This window comes from Acidobacteriota bacterium, from assembly GCA_039028635.1.
GTDB lineage: Bacteria > Acidobacteriota > Thermoanaerobaculia > Multivoradales > JBCCEF01 > JBCCEF01.
In genome coordinates this window covers 1-18565 of sequence record JBCCHV010000003.1, presented here as the reverse complement: position 1 = coordinate 18565, position 18565 = coordinate 1, and the positions used below count along the sequence as shown (strand labels likewise).

The 18565-nt window shown below is 65.1% G+C and carries 7 protein-coding genes; 3 read left to right on the top strand and 4 right to left on the bottom strand.

Features of this window, described 5'->3' with window-relative positions; translation table 11 throughout:
• Positions 1–267 precede the first annotated feature (267 nt).
• The gene (locus AAF604_02015) at positions 268–10050 is read left to right on the top strand and encodes a hypothetical protein (GenBank protein ID MEM7048398.1); all 9783 of its coding nucleotides are present in this window, start codon (positions 268–270) and stop codon (positions 10048–10050) included.
• Positions 10051–10769: 719 nt separating this feature from the next.
• On the opposite strand, the gene AAF604_02010 is transcribed toward AAF604_02015, so the two are convergent.
• The 4 genes from AAF604_02010 to AAF604_01995 all read right to left on the bottom strand — a co-directional run bounded on the left by AAF604_02010 (position 10770) and on the right by AAF604_01995 (position 16036).
• A complete protein-coding gene (locus AAF604_02010; protein ID MEM7048397.1) occupies positions 10770–11240 on the bottom strand; it encodes a hypothetical protein in 471 nt (156 codons plus the stop codon).
• Between the two features lie 311 nt (positions 11241–11551).
• The gene (locus AAF604_02005; protein ID MEM7048396.1) at positions 11552–12034 is read right to left on the bottom strand and encodes a hypothetical protein; all 483 of its coding nucleotides are present in this window, start codon (positions 12032–12034) and stop codon (positions 11552–11554) included.
• Positions 12035–12454: 420 nt separating this feature from the next.
• Positions 12455–14161, bottom strand: a complete 1707-nt coding sequence (locus tag AAF604_02000; protein ID MEM7048395.1) for a serine protease — start codon at positions 14159–14161, stop codon at positions 12455–12457.
• A gap of 792 nt (positions 14162–14953) precedes the next feature.
• On the bottom strand, positions 14954–16036 hold the full coding sequence (locus AAF604_01995; protein ID MEM7048394.1) for a hypothetical protein: 1083 nt from the start codon (positions 16034–16036) through the stop codon (positions 14954–14956).
• A gap of 368 nt (positions 16037–16404) precedes the next feature.
• On the opposite strand from AAF604_01995, the gene AAF604_01990 reads away from it, so the two are divergent.
• Positions 16405–17847 carry a winged helix-turn-helix domain-containing protein gene (locus AAF604_01990; protein MEM7048393.1) on the top strand — a complete coding sequence of 481 codons (1443 nt, stop codon included), beginning with the start codon at positions 16405–16407 and terminating at the stop codon, positions 17845–17847.
• The coding region (locus AAF604_01985; protein ID MEM7048392.1) for a hypothetical protein at positions 17769–18565 on the top strand (797 nt) is incomplete at its 3' end. The genes AAF604_01990 and AAF604_01985, both read left to right, overlap by 79 nt.

Here is an 18565-nt window from a genome sequence, read left to right as displayed (position 1 = left end):
TCAATGCTTCGATGGGTGAGCCGTATCCTGGCCACTAGGCGACCGCTTCTTCCCGCACATTCAAAGTCTAGGCGCCGGTCCCCGAGAGTCGGTTCAGACCGAGACCAAGTCTGTGCGGCACTTACTGGTGTTGACGGTGGATGTGCCACTGCTTGCGATTCCTGCGCATGCCTTGGTAGGGCGGCCTCCGAACCGGGGCGTTTCGCGCTCGGCGATGAGTCGGGGGGCGTCCGGTACGCCCGAACATCGATTCAGAGGATCCCTGCCATGACGTTCATCCACACCCCCCCCTCCGTCCTTCCCCGGATCGACCCGCCCATCCCCGGCGTCTCGTCGGACTCGACCGCCAGCCGGCGGACACGTGGCCGTTGGCTCACGACGCTACTCTTCGCCGGGCTGGCCCTCCTGGTAGCCGCCGAGCCCATGTGGGCCGCCACCATCACGGTCAACTCGAGCCTCGACAACGAGACCCAAGGCGACGGTGTGTGCACCCTCCGCGAGGCCCTCAACAACGCCAACGCCAACAACAACACCACCAGCGGCGACTGCACCACCGGCTCGGGCACGGACACGATCGCATTCAACATCCCTGGCACCGCCCCAGTCGAGATCGAGTTGGTCGATCAGTTGATCGTCACCGATCCGGTCGTTCTCGACGGCACGACCCAGCCGGGCAATTCTGGTGCATGCACCATGCCGATCCCCGATCGGCCAACCTACACCCTTTCGATCTTGGGAGACCTCCTGACCGGTGCCGGGGCCAACACCGCGTTTCGCTTCAGTGACGGCAGCGACGGATCGACCGTCAAGGGATTGAACCTGCAAGGATTCAACTTCCGTACGATCATCGTTCAGTCGGGCAACCATACGTTTGAGTGCAACTTCGTCGGTACGAACGCGGACGGTTCTTCAGCCACGCAGGGGACCAATCGAGGCTTCGACCTCCAGGCTGCCGCTGGAGGAAGCACCATTCGAACCAGCCTGATTTCAGGCAACGGCAACGGTATTCGTGTCGGCTCGGTGATCGGCAGTATCAGCATTCTCGACAATTTCATCGGGACCAATCGCGCCGGAACCGGCGCGGTGCCGAACAATATCGGCGTTTCTATCAGTGGAAATCACGAGGTCGGCAGGTCAGGCAACGGCAACCTGATTTCCGGTAATGCCAACCGAGGCGTCAGCATCGGCGGAACCGGTACAAGGGTCGATGCCAACCTCATCGGCACGGACGTCTCCGGCACCTTTGCGGTGCCCAACGGCGTGGGTATTTTCATCGCAGGTGATGACAACGACATCGGTCGAAGCGGGCGGAACGTCATCTCCGGCAACACGGGCGTTGGCGTGTCCGTCGACGGTGACGACAACGAAGTGGTTTCCAACTACATCGGCACGGACATCAGCGGCACCTTTGCCGTGTCCAACGGTAGCCATGGCGTCACGGTCACCGGTGCGGACAACTCCATCGGTTTCGGGGGCTGCAACAACGGCAATCTCATCTCAGGCAACGTCGGGGATGGCGTCCTTATCTCAGGGCATGAGGCCGACAATACGGATGTCCACTGCAACTCCATCGGAACCAACGCCGACGAGACCGCTGCGGTTCCGAACGGTGGCAACGGCATCACGATTTTCAACGACGACGGGGGCAGCACCGAGCTCCTGAACGTGGGGGTCGGCTTCCGCAGAAATACCTTCAGCAACGTCATCGGCGGCAACGTCGGGCACGGCATCCACGTGACCGATGAAAACAACAACCTGCGGACGCGCGTTTTCATTCTCGGCAACTTCATCGGGACCGACCGCACCGAAACGGTCGATCTCGGGAACGGACTCGATGGCATCAACTTCGGCAACAACATCGAAAACTCCCGCATTGGTCAGTTTCAGAGCGACGGCCCGACCCTGGCCAATACCATTGCATTCAACGACGGCAACGGCGTCAACATTGTCGGCGGCACCAGTCAGGGCAACCGCATCGATCAGAACTTCATCTTCGAGAACGACGGGCTCGGGATCGACCTCGCAGATGACGGCGTGACGCCGAACGACAACAATGACGGTGACGGTGGGCCCAACCGGCGACAGAACTTCCCGGACCTGGTGAGCGCAAGCCTCGACTGCTCCGATCAGTTGACCGTCGAGTACAGCCTGTCTTCGAGCCAGGCGACGGGTTCCAATACCCATGTCCTCGAGTTCTTCCTCGCGGATGCCGACGCCGAAGAGGGCGCTGTCTCCCTCGGCAGGGCGAACTACACGTTCTTCCCCAACGTGAGATCCACGGTCCTGGGAACGGGCGCCGACCTGGGGGTGACGTTCGGCGACCCGCTGGTTGCCACGGCCCAGAGCAACTTGGGCGACACCTCCGAATTTTCGCCCGCCATCGCCGTCAGCTCGAGCTGCGCCTTCGAGGTCACCAACACCAACGACGCCGGCGCGGGCTCCCTGCGCCAGGCCATCCTCGACAGCAACCCGCAGTCCGTGCCGACGATGATCACCTTCGACATCGCGGGCAGCGGACCCCACGTGATCAGCCCTCTATCGGCCCTGCCGCCGATCACCGGCGTGACGGCGATCGATGGTGCCACGCAGCCGGGTGCCGAGACGGTGTGCAGCACCGATCTCGCCAGCCGGCCCGATTACCAGATCGTGATCGACGGTGCCGCGGGCGGGCGTCCGGACCTTCTGACCCTGGTCGCGGGCTCCGAGGGCTCGACGATCCAGGGACTCAACCTCCGCAACGGCAATGCCGCCATCGTCGCGCTGAGCGCCGACCATACGATCCGCTGCAACGGCATCGGCACGGACGAGACCGGCATGCTTGCGATGAGCAACACGGTCGGTGTCTCCCTCGCCTCCGCGGGCAACACCGTCGGTGGCCTGCTCGCCGTGGACGCCAACGAGATCGCCTTCAACGTCACGGGCATTCTCGCGGCGAGCGGCGTGGCCAACAACCTCCGCGGCAACAGCTTCTTCCAGAACACTGGCCTCGCCATCGACCTCGGCGCCGACGGTGCCACGGCCAACGACGCGGCCGACGCTGATCTTGGCGCCAACCTGCTGCAAAACGCGCCTGCGCTGGTGGGCGCCTTGATCGTCGATACCGAGGCCCAGATCACCTACACCGTCGATTCGGATCCGTCGAACCAGGCGTATCCGATTGCGGTGGATTTCTACACGCCGGACGCGGACGTCGAGGAAGGGCAGACCCTGCTCTTCTCGGACGTCTTCGAGGCCGGCGACCACCCGGGCGACGTCGTGGTGTCGGTCACGGCGTCGACTTTCGGCCTCGGCGCCGGCGATCGGGTGGTCGCCCTCGCCACCGACGCGAACGGCAACACCAGCGAGTTCTCGACCTCCGTGGCCCTCATGGCCCCGGGCTGCCTGAACGTCACCACCACCGCCGACAGCGGCACCGGTTCCCTACGTGAGGCTGTCACCTGCGCCAACGCCACGCCCGAGCACGACACCATCACCTTTGCCATCCCTGGTACCGGGCCGCACGAGATCGCGCTCAGCACCGCGCTGCCCACGATCACGGCGCCCGTCACGATCGACGGCACGACGCAATCGGGCAACGGCACCGTGTGCACCACGGCGATTCCCGACCGGCCCACCTACCAGGTCATCGTCAGTTCGACCGGCTTTAGGCTGGGTGCCGGCTCCGATGGATCGACCATTCGGGGCCTCAACGTCCGCGGGTTCTCCGGTCGCCTGATCCACGTGGACGGCAGCGCGAATCACGTCGTCGCCTGCAACTTCCTCGGCACGAACGAAACCGGCATGAGCCGCGTGGGCGTCAATGGCGAAGTACGGATCGAGGCCGGGAATAACGTGACGGTCGGCGGCGCCGACGCGACCCAGGGCAATCTGATTGTCGCCTCCCCCCTCAGCAATGTGGCCGGCGTCAGGTTCATCAATGGGGGTTCGGGCAATCGCCTGCAGCACAACTTCATCGGCACCGACAAGACCGGTACGGCGGCGCTGCCCAACGACTTCGGCGTGGTCGTCAGCAGCTTCTCTGGAACGCAGGAGGATCTCGCCATCCTCGACAACCTGATCTCCGGGAACGCCGCCATCGGCGTCATCGTCGACGACGTCGACGGCCTGGAGATGAAGCGCAACCTCATCGGCACCGATCTCACGGGCACCCAACCCCTCGCCAACGGCGATCAGGGCATCGCCGCGGGTTTCACCCGCACGGCGGACGGCATCACCATCGGTGGCACCGACGTCGGCGACGGCAACACCATCGCTTTCAACGGCGCCCAGGGCGTCACCGTCGGGCAAAGCTCGCGCGTTGCGCTTCTCGGTAACCACATTTTCTCGAACACCCAATTGGGCATCGACTTGGGGGCGGGCGGCGGCACCAACGACGCGGGTGACCCCGATACGGGCAACAACCAGCTTCAGAACTTCCCGGTCTTGACCGGCACGCCGATCATCGACGGCGGCACCCTCGAGATCAGCTATGCCGTCGACGCGACGACCACCAACGCCGCGTACCCGCTGCGGGTCGAGTTCTTCATGGCCGACGGAGACGGTCAGGAGGGCATGACCTACCTGGGCTTCGATGCGTACACCGCGAGCGACTACGCGGGATGCGGCGCCGCCCCGTGCACGAAGGCGGCGAGCATCGCGTTGGGCGGCGACGTGGCGGATGGCGATACCGTGCTCGCCACGGCCACGGACGCGAATGGCAACACCTCGCAGTTCTCGAGCACGACCACCGCCGCAGCCGGTTGCCTGACGGTGACCACCGCCGCCGACACCGGACTCGGCTCTCTGCGCGAGGCCATCACGTGCGCCAACACGCAGGCAGGGCTCGACACCATCACCTTCGCCATTCCGGGCGCCGGACCGCACGTGATCACCCTGGCGTCGAATTTGCCCGACATCGTGGATCCGGTCATCATCGATGGCGCGTCGCAGCCGGGCAGCGAGGGCGTCTGCAAGCAGGCCATTCCCGATCGACCGCCCTACGGCATCGTGATCGATGGCAACGGCGTCGCCAGCAGGGGCCTTCAGCTCTTCTCCAATTCGGGCGGCTCTACGATCCGCGGGCTCAACATCCGTGGGGCGAACACAGCCATCTCGGTCACCGGTGCCGGCGCCAGTTTGCAGTCCATTCAGTGCAACTTCATCGGCACCGACGAGACTGGCCTCGCCGCGGCGGCCAACGTGCTCGGCATCTTCATCGGCAGCGTCGCGAACGTGACGGTCGGCGGCTCCGATCAAGGCGACGGCAACCTGATTTCCGGCAACACGGGCGACGGTCTCGCCCTGCGCGGCGTGAATGCCCTCGACGAGACCATCCAGGGCAACTTCATTGGCACCGACAAGACGGGGCTCGCCCCCCTCGGCAACGGTGGCGCGGGCGTTCTTCTGGACTTCCAAGCCGGCACCGCGACGGTCGGTGGCACCGGCGAGCGTGAAGGCAACGTGATCGCCTACAACGACGTGGGGGTTCTCGACCAGAGCGTCACGGTCGGGCATACGATTCGCGGCAACCGCATCTTCGCCAATACCGGCTTGGGCATCGACCTGGGCAATGACGGTGTGACCGCGAACGATGCGGACGACGCGGACACCGGGACCAACCAGCTCCAGAACACGCCGCAGATCCTGAGCGCCACGACCATGAGCGGCGTGCTCGAGATCGCCTACCTGGTCGACAGCGCGACCGCCAACTCGGCCTATCCGCTCACCGTCGACCTCTATGTGGCGGACGGCGACGGCGAAGAAGGCGCCGTCTACGTCGGCAGCAAGACGTACGGCACGGCCGACGCGCAATCGCCCGTCGTCGTCACCTTCACGAATCCTGGACTGGTCGCGACCGGCGACGTGCTCGTGGCCACCGCGACGGACGCCAACGGGAACACCAGTGAGTTCTCCGCATCGGTCGGGGTCGACGCCTACGTGGTGACCACCACCGCTGACAGCGGCGTCGGCTCCCTTCGCCAGGCGATCCTCAACGCGAATAGCGCCTCCGGCCTGAGCTGGCTCACCTTCCACATCGCGGGCGAGGGTCCCCACGTCATCGCGCCCGCCTCGAACCTGCCGGCGATTCAGCAACCGCTCATCGTTGACGGCGCCTCCCAGGCCGGCAACGAGACCGTTTGTACCGATGCGATCGCGGATCGCGGCGCCTACCAGATCGTCCTGGAGGGCGACATCGGCGGCGCCGGCCTGGTCTTGAACGGGCTCGAACTTCGCGAGGGCGCCAGCGGATCGATCCTCCAAGGGCTCAATGTCCGCAACTTCGTGGATTTCGGCATCTTCCTCAACCAAAGCGACAGCAACATCGTGCGATGCAACGTCATCGGCACGGACGAAACGGGCGCGATGGCAACGGGGAACGGGATGGGTATTCTCGACTTCTTCGGCGAGGACAACCGGATCGGTGGACCGGACGACGGCGACGGCAACCTGATGTCGGGCAACACCGCCGGAACCCAGGGGTTCCCCGGCGCCGGGATCTTCCTCGCCAACTCGCAACGCCCGATCATCCAGGGCAACCTCATCGGAACCGACAAGGGCGGCACAGAAGACCTCGGCAACACCATCGGCGTGAACATCTCGCCGATTGGCTTCGTCACCGACCCGCTCATCGGCGGATCCGAGGAAGGGGAAGGCAATACCTTCGCGTTCAACGACACCGGCATCATCGTGCCCGAGGACAGCGACGGCGTGGCCATTCGCGGCAACGCCTTCTTCGCCAACGACACACTCGCGATCGACCTCGAGGTCGGAGGCACCTCGGGACGCACGCCGAACGATGCCGGCGACGTCGACGACACCGCCAATCGTGGGCAGAACTTCCCCGTGCTGACCACCGTCGACGGTGCCACCGGCGACCTGCTCGTGACGTTCCAGGTCGACACGCCTCCAGCCCAAGCCACCTATCCGCTGACGGTCGAGCTCTTCGTCGCCGACGAGGCGAACGCCCAGGGCGCATTGCCGCTCGGGATGGCCGAGTACAGCGTGGACGACTACGGTGATTGCGGCGCGGCGCCCTGCCCCAAGACGGTCAACCTGGGCGCGATCACGACGCTCGGCCTGGCCGCCGGTCAGCAGGTCGTCAGCACCGCCACCGACGACGAAGGCAACACCAGTGAGTTCTCGGACGGCGCCACGGTGGCCGGACTCGTCGACCTCGCCGTCTCGATCGCGGAATCGATCGACCCGGTCGTCGCGGGCTCGGGCGTCGGCAACCTCGTCTATACGGTGACGGTCACCAACGAGGCCCCTGTGAACGCCACCGGGGTGGTGCTCGACAACACCTTGACCCTGCCGCTGGGCGTAACGGTGGTGTCGCAGGTGCCGTCGGCCGGGTCGTTCAGCGGTACGACGTGGAGCTTGGGCCCGCTTGGTGCGGGTGCCAGCGAGACGCTGGCCGTCACGCTGACGGCCGCCGCGTCGGCCGCCGCGGGCGTCGACACGATCGCGGACACGGTCACCGTCACGGCGGTCGACGGGACCGACACCGACGCCTCGAACGACACGGCGAGCGAATCGACCTCGATCGCACGCTCGGTCGACCTGGGTGTCTCGGTTGTGGAGTCGGTCGACCCGGCCGTCGCCGGCAGCGGTATGGGCAACCTGATCTACACAGTCACCGCATCGAACGGCGGGCCGAGCGACGCCACCGGTGTGGTCTTGGAGAACGTGTTGACGCTACCGACCGGTGTGACGGTCGTGTCGCAGGTGCCCTCTGCGGGCTCGCTCAGCGGTACGACCTGGACCCTCGGTTCGTTGCCTTCGGGTGGGAGCGCGATGCTGACCGTCACCTTGACGGTGGACGCCTCGGCGGCCGCGGGCACGGACGTGATCACCAACGCGGCGACCGTCGCCGCCGTCACCGAAACCGATGCCAACAGCGCGAACGACGCAGCGAGCGAGTCGACCTCGATCACGCGCCAGCTCGACTTGGCCGTGTCGGTGGCGGAGTCGATCGACCCGGCCGTGGCCGGCGCGGGTGTCGGCAATCTGGTCTACACGGTCTTGGTGACCAACAACGGTCTGATCGATGCCACGGGTGTCGTGCTCGAGAACGTTTTGACCCTGCCTGCAGGCGTCGCCGCGGACTCGCAGGTGCCGACCATCGGCACGTTCAGCGGCACGACCTGGACCCTCGGCACCTTGGCGAGCAGCGCCAGTGCCACCCTCACCGTCACGCTGACCGTGGATTCTTCGGCGGCTGTGGGCACCGACGTGATTGCGAACGCGGCGGCCATCACGGCGGTCAACGAGGCGGACAGCGATACGTCGAACGACACGGCGAGTGAGTCGACGTCCATCGGCCGCGGGGTCGACGTGTCGGTGTCGGTCGGCGAGTCGATCGATCCTGTGGTGGCCGGCTCGGGCGTGGGCAACCTGGTCTACACAGTGACGGTCACCAACGACGGTCGGTCCGACGCCACGGGAGTGACGCTGTCGAACAGCTTGACCCTGCCCACGGGCGTCGCGGCGGACTCGGAGGTGCCGTCGGCCGGCACGTTCAGCGGCACGACCTGGACCCTCGGGACCTTGGCCGCGGGTACCAGTGAGACCTTGACCGTCACGCTGACAGCGGACGCCTCGGCGGCCGCGGGCACGGATGTGATCACCAACGCGGCGACCATCACGGCGGTCAACGAGGGGGACAGCGATACGTCGAACGACACGGCCAGCGAGTCGACCTCGATCGTGCGCGAGCTCGATCTGGCGGTCTCTCTGGTGGAGGCCGGCGGCCTGTCCGCTGTGTTGCCAGGCGGCACCTTGACCTACGAGGTCACCGCCAGCAACGTCGGCCCGTCGGATGCGACCGGGGTGGTCCTCAACGGGACCGTGCCCGACCACACCAGCTTCGACAGCGCGGCGAGCGACGCCGGTTGGCAATGCGTGCCCGACGCCACGGCCGGCTCGGCGTGCACCCTCGACGTCGGAGATTTGGCGAGCGGAGACACGTCGCCCGTCGCCTTCGTGGTCCTCGTCGATGCGTCGCTCTCGCGCGACGTGACCGAGATCACCAACGAAGCGTCGATCACGACCAACAGTGGGGAAGTGGACGTGAACCCGGCGGACAACACCGACGCGCTCGCGACGCCCGTCGACCTGCCGCCGATCGTCGAAGGGGTAGACACCGTGGCCATGCCGTTGGCCGAGGGGCTCGTCGACGGCGACCTCGTGGAGGTGCCGATCACCCAGATTTTGCTCGCGTTCTCCGAGTCCGTGACGGGTGGCGCGGCCGCCGACAGCTTCCGGCTGTTCGAGGCCGGAGCCGACGGCGTCGTCTCGTCGTCCTGCCTGGGTCTCCAAGGCGACGATCAGGAGATCACGATCGTCTCGACGGTCTACGACGATGCGGTGCTCTACGACACGCCGACCAGCCGGCTCGAGCTCGGCGCGGGGCTGCCACTGCAGAAGGGAAGGTACCGGGTCCTCGCCTGCGGTGACGAGATCGAGGACGCCGCCGGTCAGTTGCTCGACGGTGACGTGGATGGTGTGGCCGGGGGCGATTTCGGTGTCGGCTTCAGCGTCCGTGCCTCCAGCCTGCTCGAGAACCCGAACTTCGACCAGGCCTTGGCGCCGTGGTCCTCGCTCGACTTCGATTGGAGCGACGAGGATGCCGATGGGGCGCCATCTTCCGGGGCGACGGCAGCCATGCCGGTCACGGAGGCGGTCTTGGATCACCCGTGCATCGAGGTGGACGCCAGCCAGGTCGGCCTCGTATCGTCCATGCTCGTGTGGATCGACGACCCGACCGGCGCGTCCCCGGCCGTCGTGCTCGAGCTCGACTTCTTCGACGAGAGCGGCTGCCAAGGCACGCTGGTGACGTCGCAGGCGATGTCGAGCGTGGAGGGCGGCACCGGTATGGCGTGGCTGGAGTCGAAGGCCTCGGTCGAGCTGCCAGAGAACGTAGTCTCGGCCCGCCCGCGCTTGCGCTACCGGACCACCGACGCCGCTTCGAGCGTGGCCCTGGTCGATCGCATCACGCTGATCCCGTCGTTGGTTTTCGCGGACGGCTTCGAGTCGGGCGATACCAGCGCATGGTCGGTGACCGTGCCCTGATCGCCAACAATCGAATCGAGCACCGGACACCTACCGCCTCACGCCGGGCCGTGGGCGTTACCATTCTCTCGCCACGACCTCTTTGAGGATCTGCTTGTCCAGCGTCAGCTCGGCGACGGCTGCCTTGAGCCGTCTGTTCTCCTCCTCGAGCTCTCGTAGGCGCCTGGCCTCACTGATGTCCGTGCCGCCGAACTTGGCCTTCCAGCGGTAGTACGTGCCTGCCGTGTGGAGGTGCCACCGACTTGACTTAGGTCAGTGCGTGCCTGCCGTGTGGAGGTGCCACCCACTTGACTTAGGTCAGCCGTGTGGAGGTGCCACCGACTTGACTTAGGTCAATGGAATCAGTGGCTTGAGTCCTGGGCCGGCGCTGGGCCTCGATCATTCCCCGGACTCAGGCTCGACGGTTCCAGGAATCTGGCGGCCTGAACGAGGATGCTTGGTGGCTTGCTGCGCTCGCTTCCGGAGTCGCTCGACCCGCCGGCTTGCAGCGACCAGATTGTTTTGAGCGAGGTACTGGCCCCGTTGGCTGAAGAGCCAGCCTCTTACTTAGAAGGTGGCGGTGGCGGATTTGACGCTTCGCCAGCAGGCCCTCAAGGATGCTCTTTCAAGAAAATGGTGACGCCCTCGGCCCGGCGTGCTGCGGTCCGTCATTTCCGGGAGCGGTGGCAGCCCTTGGGTAGAGGTCACAGCCTCTTAACTCAAGTGGGATTATCCACTTGTTATTCCGCATTTCCGTCGTGGTGTCGCATCAACTCTATCTTCACGACTTTGTTTGTATTCAGGTTCTCGACGCTGGCAAGCAATCGATAGCCGATTGCAGGCACAAAGTAGATTGCGTCTTCGTATTCGTCGGTGACTTGAAAGTTCTCCTGAATGACTTTGCGTGCCGATTCCAACGATTGACCAATATGCAATCCGCATCGCAGCGGCTGATCGAATGGCGCAATGATGTGGACTTCGTCGACCAAGGGGTTTAGCGCTTCCGTATCGTCACGGCCTATATAAACCTGAACTCCAAGAAGAGGGTAATGCCAGATAAGATCGCCTCCAGGATCTCCGCCGGTGGCGTTAGACGATTGGGTCAGCGACTGCGAATCCGGATCGCCAAAGCGATCTTGAACGTCGTTCAGTGTCGTGACTCCTGGCTCAACGCCAGCAAGACTACGGAATGCGAAAGGATGCGATGTCATAGTGTCGTATGACTCCCGGGCTAAGCAACGGCGTTCGCCGTATGCTTAAGCCATTGGTTCTGCGCTCCTAATGCATGTAGGCTCCAAATCATCGAGGGAGCCATCGTTGTTATTCCCGTCCGTCCTATAAGTTGAGCGGAGGATTAGCTTTGCGGGCCGCGTGCCTTTCCGCAACCTATGTTCTCTCCTGTGGAACTCGACCAAATGCTGAGCGTCTCTTACTAACTTCGATTCTATTCGATCGGAAAGAGAAGGCGCGAAGGAGTTTCCGTCTCACCAGGCCGGCGTCGGTCGGTGAGTTTCGAACCGAACTACTTCTCTTTGAGTGCGAGGAGAGGGCCAAGCATCAGACGGTCCTTTGCTCTCCCTGTAGACCGCTTGATGTCGATCAGGGCATCGAGGGTCAGGACCCGGACGGAGAGGTCTTGGGTTGCGACGACCTCCGAGTCGGGAAGGAGGGCCTCGAAGTCTCGACCATCGGGCAGCGTGGCAAGAGGGTCGAAGGGTCCCAGGCGGGTGGTCAGCAGCAGGGCTCCGTCTGCCTCGAGGTGACCGCGGGTGGGTCGAAGGCTGCGGCCGGCTGGGTCGCGGACTCGGGCGTCGAGCTGCTTCAGGAGCGTTTCTAAGCGGTCGAGACTCTGCGAGGTCCGTCGGTAGACGACATCGAGATCTATGGTGGTGATTGGGGCTCCATGGATCACCGCGGCGACGCCTCCGATGACGATGACTTCGACTTCGGCTCTTGTGATCTCCGCCAGGAGGCCTTCGAGGTCAGCCGTCGGAGGATGCAGCATGGCGCAGGCGAGCGAGACTTCGGGCGGCGTGGGAGCAGACGCGGAGTCGCTCGGAAACGTCGAGTGATCGGAACCAGTCGATAAGCCCGGGATCGACCTCGTCACGGAGCTGCTCGAGCTCACGATCGAGAAGAGGGCCTTCGATGGTGCCCCGGGCCTTCGCGTGTTTGATGCTCTCGGCCATGGGGCGAGACTACCATCGGGGCATGATCGAGAGAGGCCTGGCGATCGACCCGAAAGAGTTGGGCGCTGCCTTGGTGGAACTACCGCCTTCGACGAAGTCGTCAGGAACCTGCGCCGCAAAGTCCACCAGATTCTGCCGAGGTCACCCGCGACGTCGTGCGATGAGGGTCCCGTGGCCCCAGAAATTAAGCCCCCCAGCGCGCTTCGGCGCGACTGGGGGGCTTCAGCCAACGAAGCTTAGGGCTTGTTGACGCAGAGGGTGAAGCTGGCCGAGCCGGAGTAGGCGCTCACGCGCCAGCGGTAGTAGCGCAGCCGGTTGTTCGTGTAGTTGATCACCTCGTTGCAGCCGCTGCTGGTCGAGGAAGCTACCGTGGATCGGTAGCTGCCGTTGCTGCGCATGCGGTCGAGGTACAGGTCCAGATCGGCGCCGGAGCAGATCAGGAGACCATTGAAGTTCCCGCTATCGCGGAAGATGTTGGTCACCTGGTCCGGGTTGCCGGCGGAGATGGTGCCGTTGAACTCGGTGTAGCCCGCCGGACAGCTGCCGCTGGGGCCGCCGGAGCCGGGGTCCAGGAACGGCTCGACGCTCGAGTAGTAGGCCGCCAAGGCGCCGTCCACGGTACGGTCGTCGCCGTCGCAGGAGGTCTCCGGAGAGAGGCCGCAGGCGCCGGAGAGCTGGCCCACCACCTGGCCGCTCGAGTTGAGCACCACGGAGCCGGAGCTGCCACCTTCGGTGGCTCCCAGGGTGTCGTCGCTGTAGATCCACGGGCCGCGCGGCCAGGAGCCGCAGGTGCCCGCGGTGGTGTTGACGCTGTGCTCCGAGTAAGCCTGGGGCGCGCCGCCCGGATGGCTAATGCGGAACAAGTTGGTGCCGGCGGAGTTGGCCACCGCGGTGGCGGTCCAGCCCAACAGGACGCTACCTGCTGGCGGCTGCTGGGCCAGCTCAACCAGGGTGTAGTCGCTGGAGGAGCTGGTGGATAGGATGGTCGAGCCCACGGTGCGCGGCAATGAGGCGGAGTAGGGGTTGAAGCAGGCGCCGCCGCAGGGGGTGGTGTACTGGAAGTAGGCCTCCAGGCTGTTGGCCGAGGAGCCGCTGCTGAAGCAGTGGTTGGCGGTCAGCAGCAGCGGAACCTGGGTGGAGGTGTCGGTGTCGTTGAGCAGACCGCCTGAGCAGATGAAGGAGCTGCTACCGACGGCAAACAGCAGATGGGCAGTAGCGTCCGCCGCCGGCTGGATGGCGCTGGGGATCGACTCGCAGGCGGCGTTGGTGGTGCAGGCCTGGTTGAAGCCACAAAAAGCGGAGGCCTCGGGTGTCTGGGCGAGGAAGAAGTTAGGCCCGAGGTGGGCGATCTCCTTGACGGTGAAGGAAGCTCCCGCCGAAGCGGCATTTCCCCTGGCCCTCGGTGGCAGGTGCAATTGCAGACGGATCTCGTCGCCGAGGAGGGTATGGGTCCACTGGCTGCCGTCCCCCAGGGGCCCGCGGCCGGTGTAGGGGCCGAAGGCCTGGCCGGAGGCGTTGTAGGCATAGAGCTCGGCGCCCTTGGGCAGGTCGAGGTCTCCCAGGTGCAGGCGCACGGCGATGGCCCCAGGAGAGCGCACGGCGGCGCTCCAGACGTCCCCTTCGGCGCGCCGCAGGACTTGCCCGAAGCCGCCCTCCGAGGCCGAATTAACCTTCAGGCCCAGGGCGATGTTGGAGCCCACCAGCAGTCGGCCTTGATCCTTCGGGGCCTTCTCCAGGCGGGTCTGTTCCTCCACCGGCAGCGGTGCCACCAAGGCTTCGCGGTCCGGCGCTTCGAGGGTTAGGAGCGTGGAGTTCAGTTCATGCATGGCATGGGCATGGGCCGCCGGATCGAGCTGTCCGGACACTACTTCCGAGCCAACCTCGGTGCCGAAGGCCGGCACCACCACCAACATCAGAATCGCAGCACTGGAAATCCACTTCATCGATTGCTCTCCCTTGGGAGGGGGCCCGCGGCCGGAGCTCCGGTCGCGAGCCCGCGTTCTTCTTTATCCGATCAGTCAATGGATACATATATCTACATTGGATCGAATAAAGAAATGAAAATGAGAACCTATTATCGTTAGTGCCTCGCCCAGGGCCAGGTGAGACAGGGCCTGTAGAAGTAGTTGCCGTCCGCTTGAGTTGGGATTGACTTAGATCAATGGGTTCAGTGGTTTGAGTCCCAAGGCTTTGCCGGGCCTAAGTCATTCCTCGAGCCGAGGATCGAGGATTCCTAGGAGTCAGTGGCTCTCGACATCCATGAAAATATGGATCCCTGAGCCGATGGCTCGATGGACGATTCGAAATCCCGTTTCACGAGTTCCCGAATGTCCTTCGCAGTTGGTGCTCTCCAGCCGGCCGGGCTGGTAGAGGTGCTGGGCCGGGCTGGTAGAGGTGCCACCCTTTGACTTCGCGAGATGTGCGAGAGCCTCGAAACCTCATCGGCGAGACGGTCGCACCGGTGATCGTCGCCTTGTTGTCGAACGCGGGTGGATAGGGGCAGGGCCTGGTGGTGGCGGTCGAAGAATTCGACGAACGGCCGCCGATGATCTTCGACGGCGCTGGCTAGGGCCTTCGGCAGGGCCGGATGGCCGAGGTCCTAGCAGCGCTCTTCCCGCTCGAGTAGCCGTTCCCGGGGCCGGAGAAGGCCGGCGCCCGGGTTAAGGGGCTCTCGAAATTTTGCACTCGCCGATCGCGCCGACCGGTGTGGCGACGTCGTTGCGAGGTGGGTCGGCTCAGGGAGCCATGGCGCTCCAGGCGGACGTGTCGCCGCTCTCGAAGCCGTCGGTGAACAGGCCCAGAAAATCGACGAGAAAGCCGTGAAACGCGGCGTTGCGTATGCCCCAGCCGGCGATGAAGCGCTTGTCCGGAGACACCGCAATCGGTGTATCCAAGGACCAGGATTGGAGCCCCTCGACACCCTGCGTCGTCAGGTAATCGTCGATTCGGACCATACCGTCCTTTGGGGTCCAGGCGAAGCCAGCGCGATCGATGGGTGACCCGCCACTGAATCCGACGATCAGGTTGCCGTCCTCGCTGAGATCTGTTGCCCGCGCACTTCCGGCCGGGTTGCTGAGCACCCCGATCAGCTCGATACCGGTGGTGCTGGTCCAGCGGTATGCCTGGTTGGAGAGTGCTCCGCCGCGCCCGCCGACGATGATCGAACCGTCCGAATTGGCCGCCGTCGCCTCTCCCACGGTCTCTTCGTCGCTCAGAGGGCTTTCTGTGCCACTGACCCAACGAGCACCTTCCCATGTCCCCGTGTCAGGGTTTGCATCCCATCCCACGGCCGTCGTGCCGTCTTCCGACACGCCGTTGGCCCGACTGTTGTCGCCGACGGCACCCAGGTCGACCATGCCGTTGACCTCGTCCCAGCGAAAGGCTCGAGCGCTGACACAGTCATGCCAGGCCAAACCCACGATCACCGACCCGTCCCCGTTGATCCCCCAGACACTGCTACTAAGGATGTCGCAAGGCGCCCCACCAGGAACATCGCCGAGCAGCTGCCAGTTTGTGCCGTTCACCCAGATCGCCGCCTTTTCGATCGCGCCATCCATGATGGTGCCGCCGATCACCGCGCCGTCACCGGACACGTAGGGCGGCCCGCTGCCGCCGATCAGTTGGAGGCCGTTGGCCCGAGTCCAGCGAAAGGCAGAGCCGCCGAGCCCGAAGGAGCCGACGACCACCTGGCCGTCGTCGCTCATTCCGGAAACGATCGCGTTGGGCCCCAGGTCGATGATCGTCTGGGCTTCGGCCTGCGCGGCAAGATGGGCGATACACAAGAACAAGCTCCAAACCATCCAGGGTGTTTTCTTCACGGTTTCCTCCTGCGTGGATTGCGGCGTGCAATCTCGTCTCCATCGACATTGCCGGCATCACGCGGGTCGAGGTCGCTAGGCTGCACGGTTCCTTGGCTCTGTCGAAGGTCACCCGGAACGCCGGTTCTGAACGCGAATCGACGTCTGCGGGCCCTTTGCGTTGTGAGCTTGATTGTGGCTTCGTGGGAACCGCTGGGTCCTTCGCTTCCGCTTCGCGATTCCTCCGCGGTTTCTTCGCCCGACCTTCGCGCCCTGCCTTGCGCTCTCCGGGATCCGAGGTAGCGCATAGATCCTTCGAGATATCCTAGGGTCGACATAAACACCGTCCACCAATCCAGGCGAGGCCCGCGAATCGTCGTTCGATCCCCATGTCCGCGCTCGTGACGAACAAGCCGCTGTTGGCCAGTGACTTCACCGTCGGTGACTGGTTGGTAGAACCGCGCGAGCTGCGCATTCGACGCGGTGGTGAGGATCGGGCCTTGAGCCCGATGCAAATGGATCTGCTGGTGTTCCTTTGCGCCCGTCCAGGGGCGCTGGTGAGCAAGGCCGAATTGCTGGCAGCGGTTTGGCGAGGTGCGGAGGTCGAAGACGGGGCCCTGGCGCGGTGCGTGTCCGAGCTGCGTCAGCTTCTGGGCGACAGCGCGAAGAACCCGGATTACATCGAGACGGTGCGGGGCCGCGGCTACCGCCTGGTCGCCGTCGTCGAGAGCCCAGCGGTCCCTGAGGCGCCATCCGAGGAGCGAAGGCCAAGGCGGCCTCCCTGGGTCGCGGTGCTGCTGGCACTGCTCGTCTTGGCGGGCGCCTGGGGCGTCATCGGACTGCTGAAGGGAGGCGCCCCGCTCATCCCAGCAACGGGAAACGGCCCAGTCGCCGTCGACGTCTCGAACGAGCCGATGGCAGCGCGGCGAACGGTTGCGGTGCTGAGATTCGAGAATCTGACCGGTGCTACGAAGCATGACTGGATGACCACCGGGCTTGCGGAGAGCCTGTCGGCCGAGTTGGCGGCGGCTCCGGAGTTGCGGGTCGTGCCGACGGCGGCGGTGCGCAGCGTCGAACGAAAGCTGTCGACCGATCCCTCGGACGACGAGCAAGGGCATCGCTATCTGTCAGCGGCTTTGGGTGTGGATCTCGTGGTCTTCGGCTCTTTCTTGGCAGATGGCCAGGGGGAGCAGGAAGCTCTCCGCATCAACGTCTGGGTCAAGGACACCTCGGCGCCGGGCGGTTTGCAGGAGGTGCTGATCGAAGAGCGCCCGGCCGATGAGTTGCTCCAGACGCTGGCCTTGGTCGGTGCTCGGCTGCGGGCCAGCCTGGGGCTGGGCGGCGAAGCGATCCGACGGCCGCTCGGCGACGAACATGCTCGCTCCCGTTCCTCGTTGGCCGCGCGTCTGTTTCACGAGGGCCAGTGGCTGTTGCAGCGTCATCGAGCCGCGGCGGCGCGCGCCAAGCTGGAAATGTCGATCGCCGAAGACCCGTCCCAACCGCTGGCGCACCTGGCGCTGTCCAAAGCCTGGTCGGAGCTCGGCGACTACCACGAGGCGCGGCGAGTCGCGGCCACCGCGCTCGAGCTCGCCCCGGGCCTGCCCAACGAGCAACGTCTCTGGGTCGAGGCCGGCGCTTCCCGGGCGGCGCGCTCGTGGGAAGCGGCTCTAGAAAGTATCGGGCGCTCTGGCTGCTGTCGCCGGAGAGCCTCGAGTACGGCTTGCGAACCGCTGAGGCCGAGCTGCGCGCCGGGATGCTCGAGGCTTCGCTCGACAGCATCGAGCGCCTGCGCAGCAACCCTGCAGCCCAGCAGGACCCCCGGATCGAGCTGATCGCCGCTGCCTCCGCCGAACAGATGGGGCGGCATGAGGCGGCGGCGAAAGCTGCCCGCAAGGCAACGAGCCTGGCTTCGGCGCTCGGCGCCACCCACCTGGCGGCGCGAGCGCATCAAGCCGAAGCGTATTCGCTGCTCTCGGCCGCGCGCCTGCCCGAGGCGCTGGTCGCCGCCGAAAACGCACGCCAGCTGTTTGCCGAGTCCGGTGATCTGGTCAGTACCGGCCGGGTCTTGGCACGATTTGCCGTCAAGCTGGTAGAGCGCCGCGAGGTCGACTTGGCGCAGGGCCTGCTCGACGAAACCCGCTCGATTGTCCGGGATCACCCGGATCCGGCTTTCGAGGCAGACATCGCGATGGCGCGGGGATTGTTGGCGCGAGCCAGTGGCGATCGTGCCGAGTTTGCTCGGTATTTAGAGCAAGCTCGTCAGACATTCTCCCGACTTGGCGATGTCGCGGGCAATGCCCGCGTCGACACCTGCCTGGGGGTGCGCGCGGCGACAAGTGGCGAGGGCGCTCTGGCGACACGCCTATGGGCGGATGCAGCGGCGGGGTTTCGCGAGGTGGGCGATGGCCTCTCGGCCTCGATGGTCGAGGAGAACCTGGCATGGCTGGCGCTCAATCTTGGCCACGTCACCGAGGCGCAGACCCGCTTCCAGACTTTGGCAGCGCAAGCGCAAGCCATCGGACGCTACGCCCAGGCCGTACGTGTCCTGGT

Bases quoted from the DNA above. Each gene is read 5' to 3' on its own strand.
- AAF604_02000 (MEM7048395.1), bottom strand. From the start codon at position 14,161: ATGAAGTGGATTTCCAGTGCTGCGATTCTGATGTTGGTGGTGGTGCCG.
- AAF604_02005 (MEM7048396.1), bottom strand. From the start codon at position 12,034: ATGCTGCATCCTCCGACGGCTGACCTCGAAGGCCTCCTGGCGGAGATC.
- AAF604_01990 (MEM7048393.1), top strand. From the start codon at position 16,405: ATGTCCGCGCTCGTGACGAACAAGCCGCTGTTGGCCAGTGACTTCACC.
- AAF604_02015 (MEM7048398.1), top strand. From the start codon at position 268: ATGACGTTCATCCACACCCCCCCCTCCGTCCTTCCCCGGATCGACCCG.
- AAF604_02010 (MEM7048397.1), bottom strand. From the start codon at position 11,240: ATGACATCGCATCCTTTCGCATTCCGTAGTCTTGCTGGCGTTGAGCCA.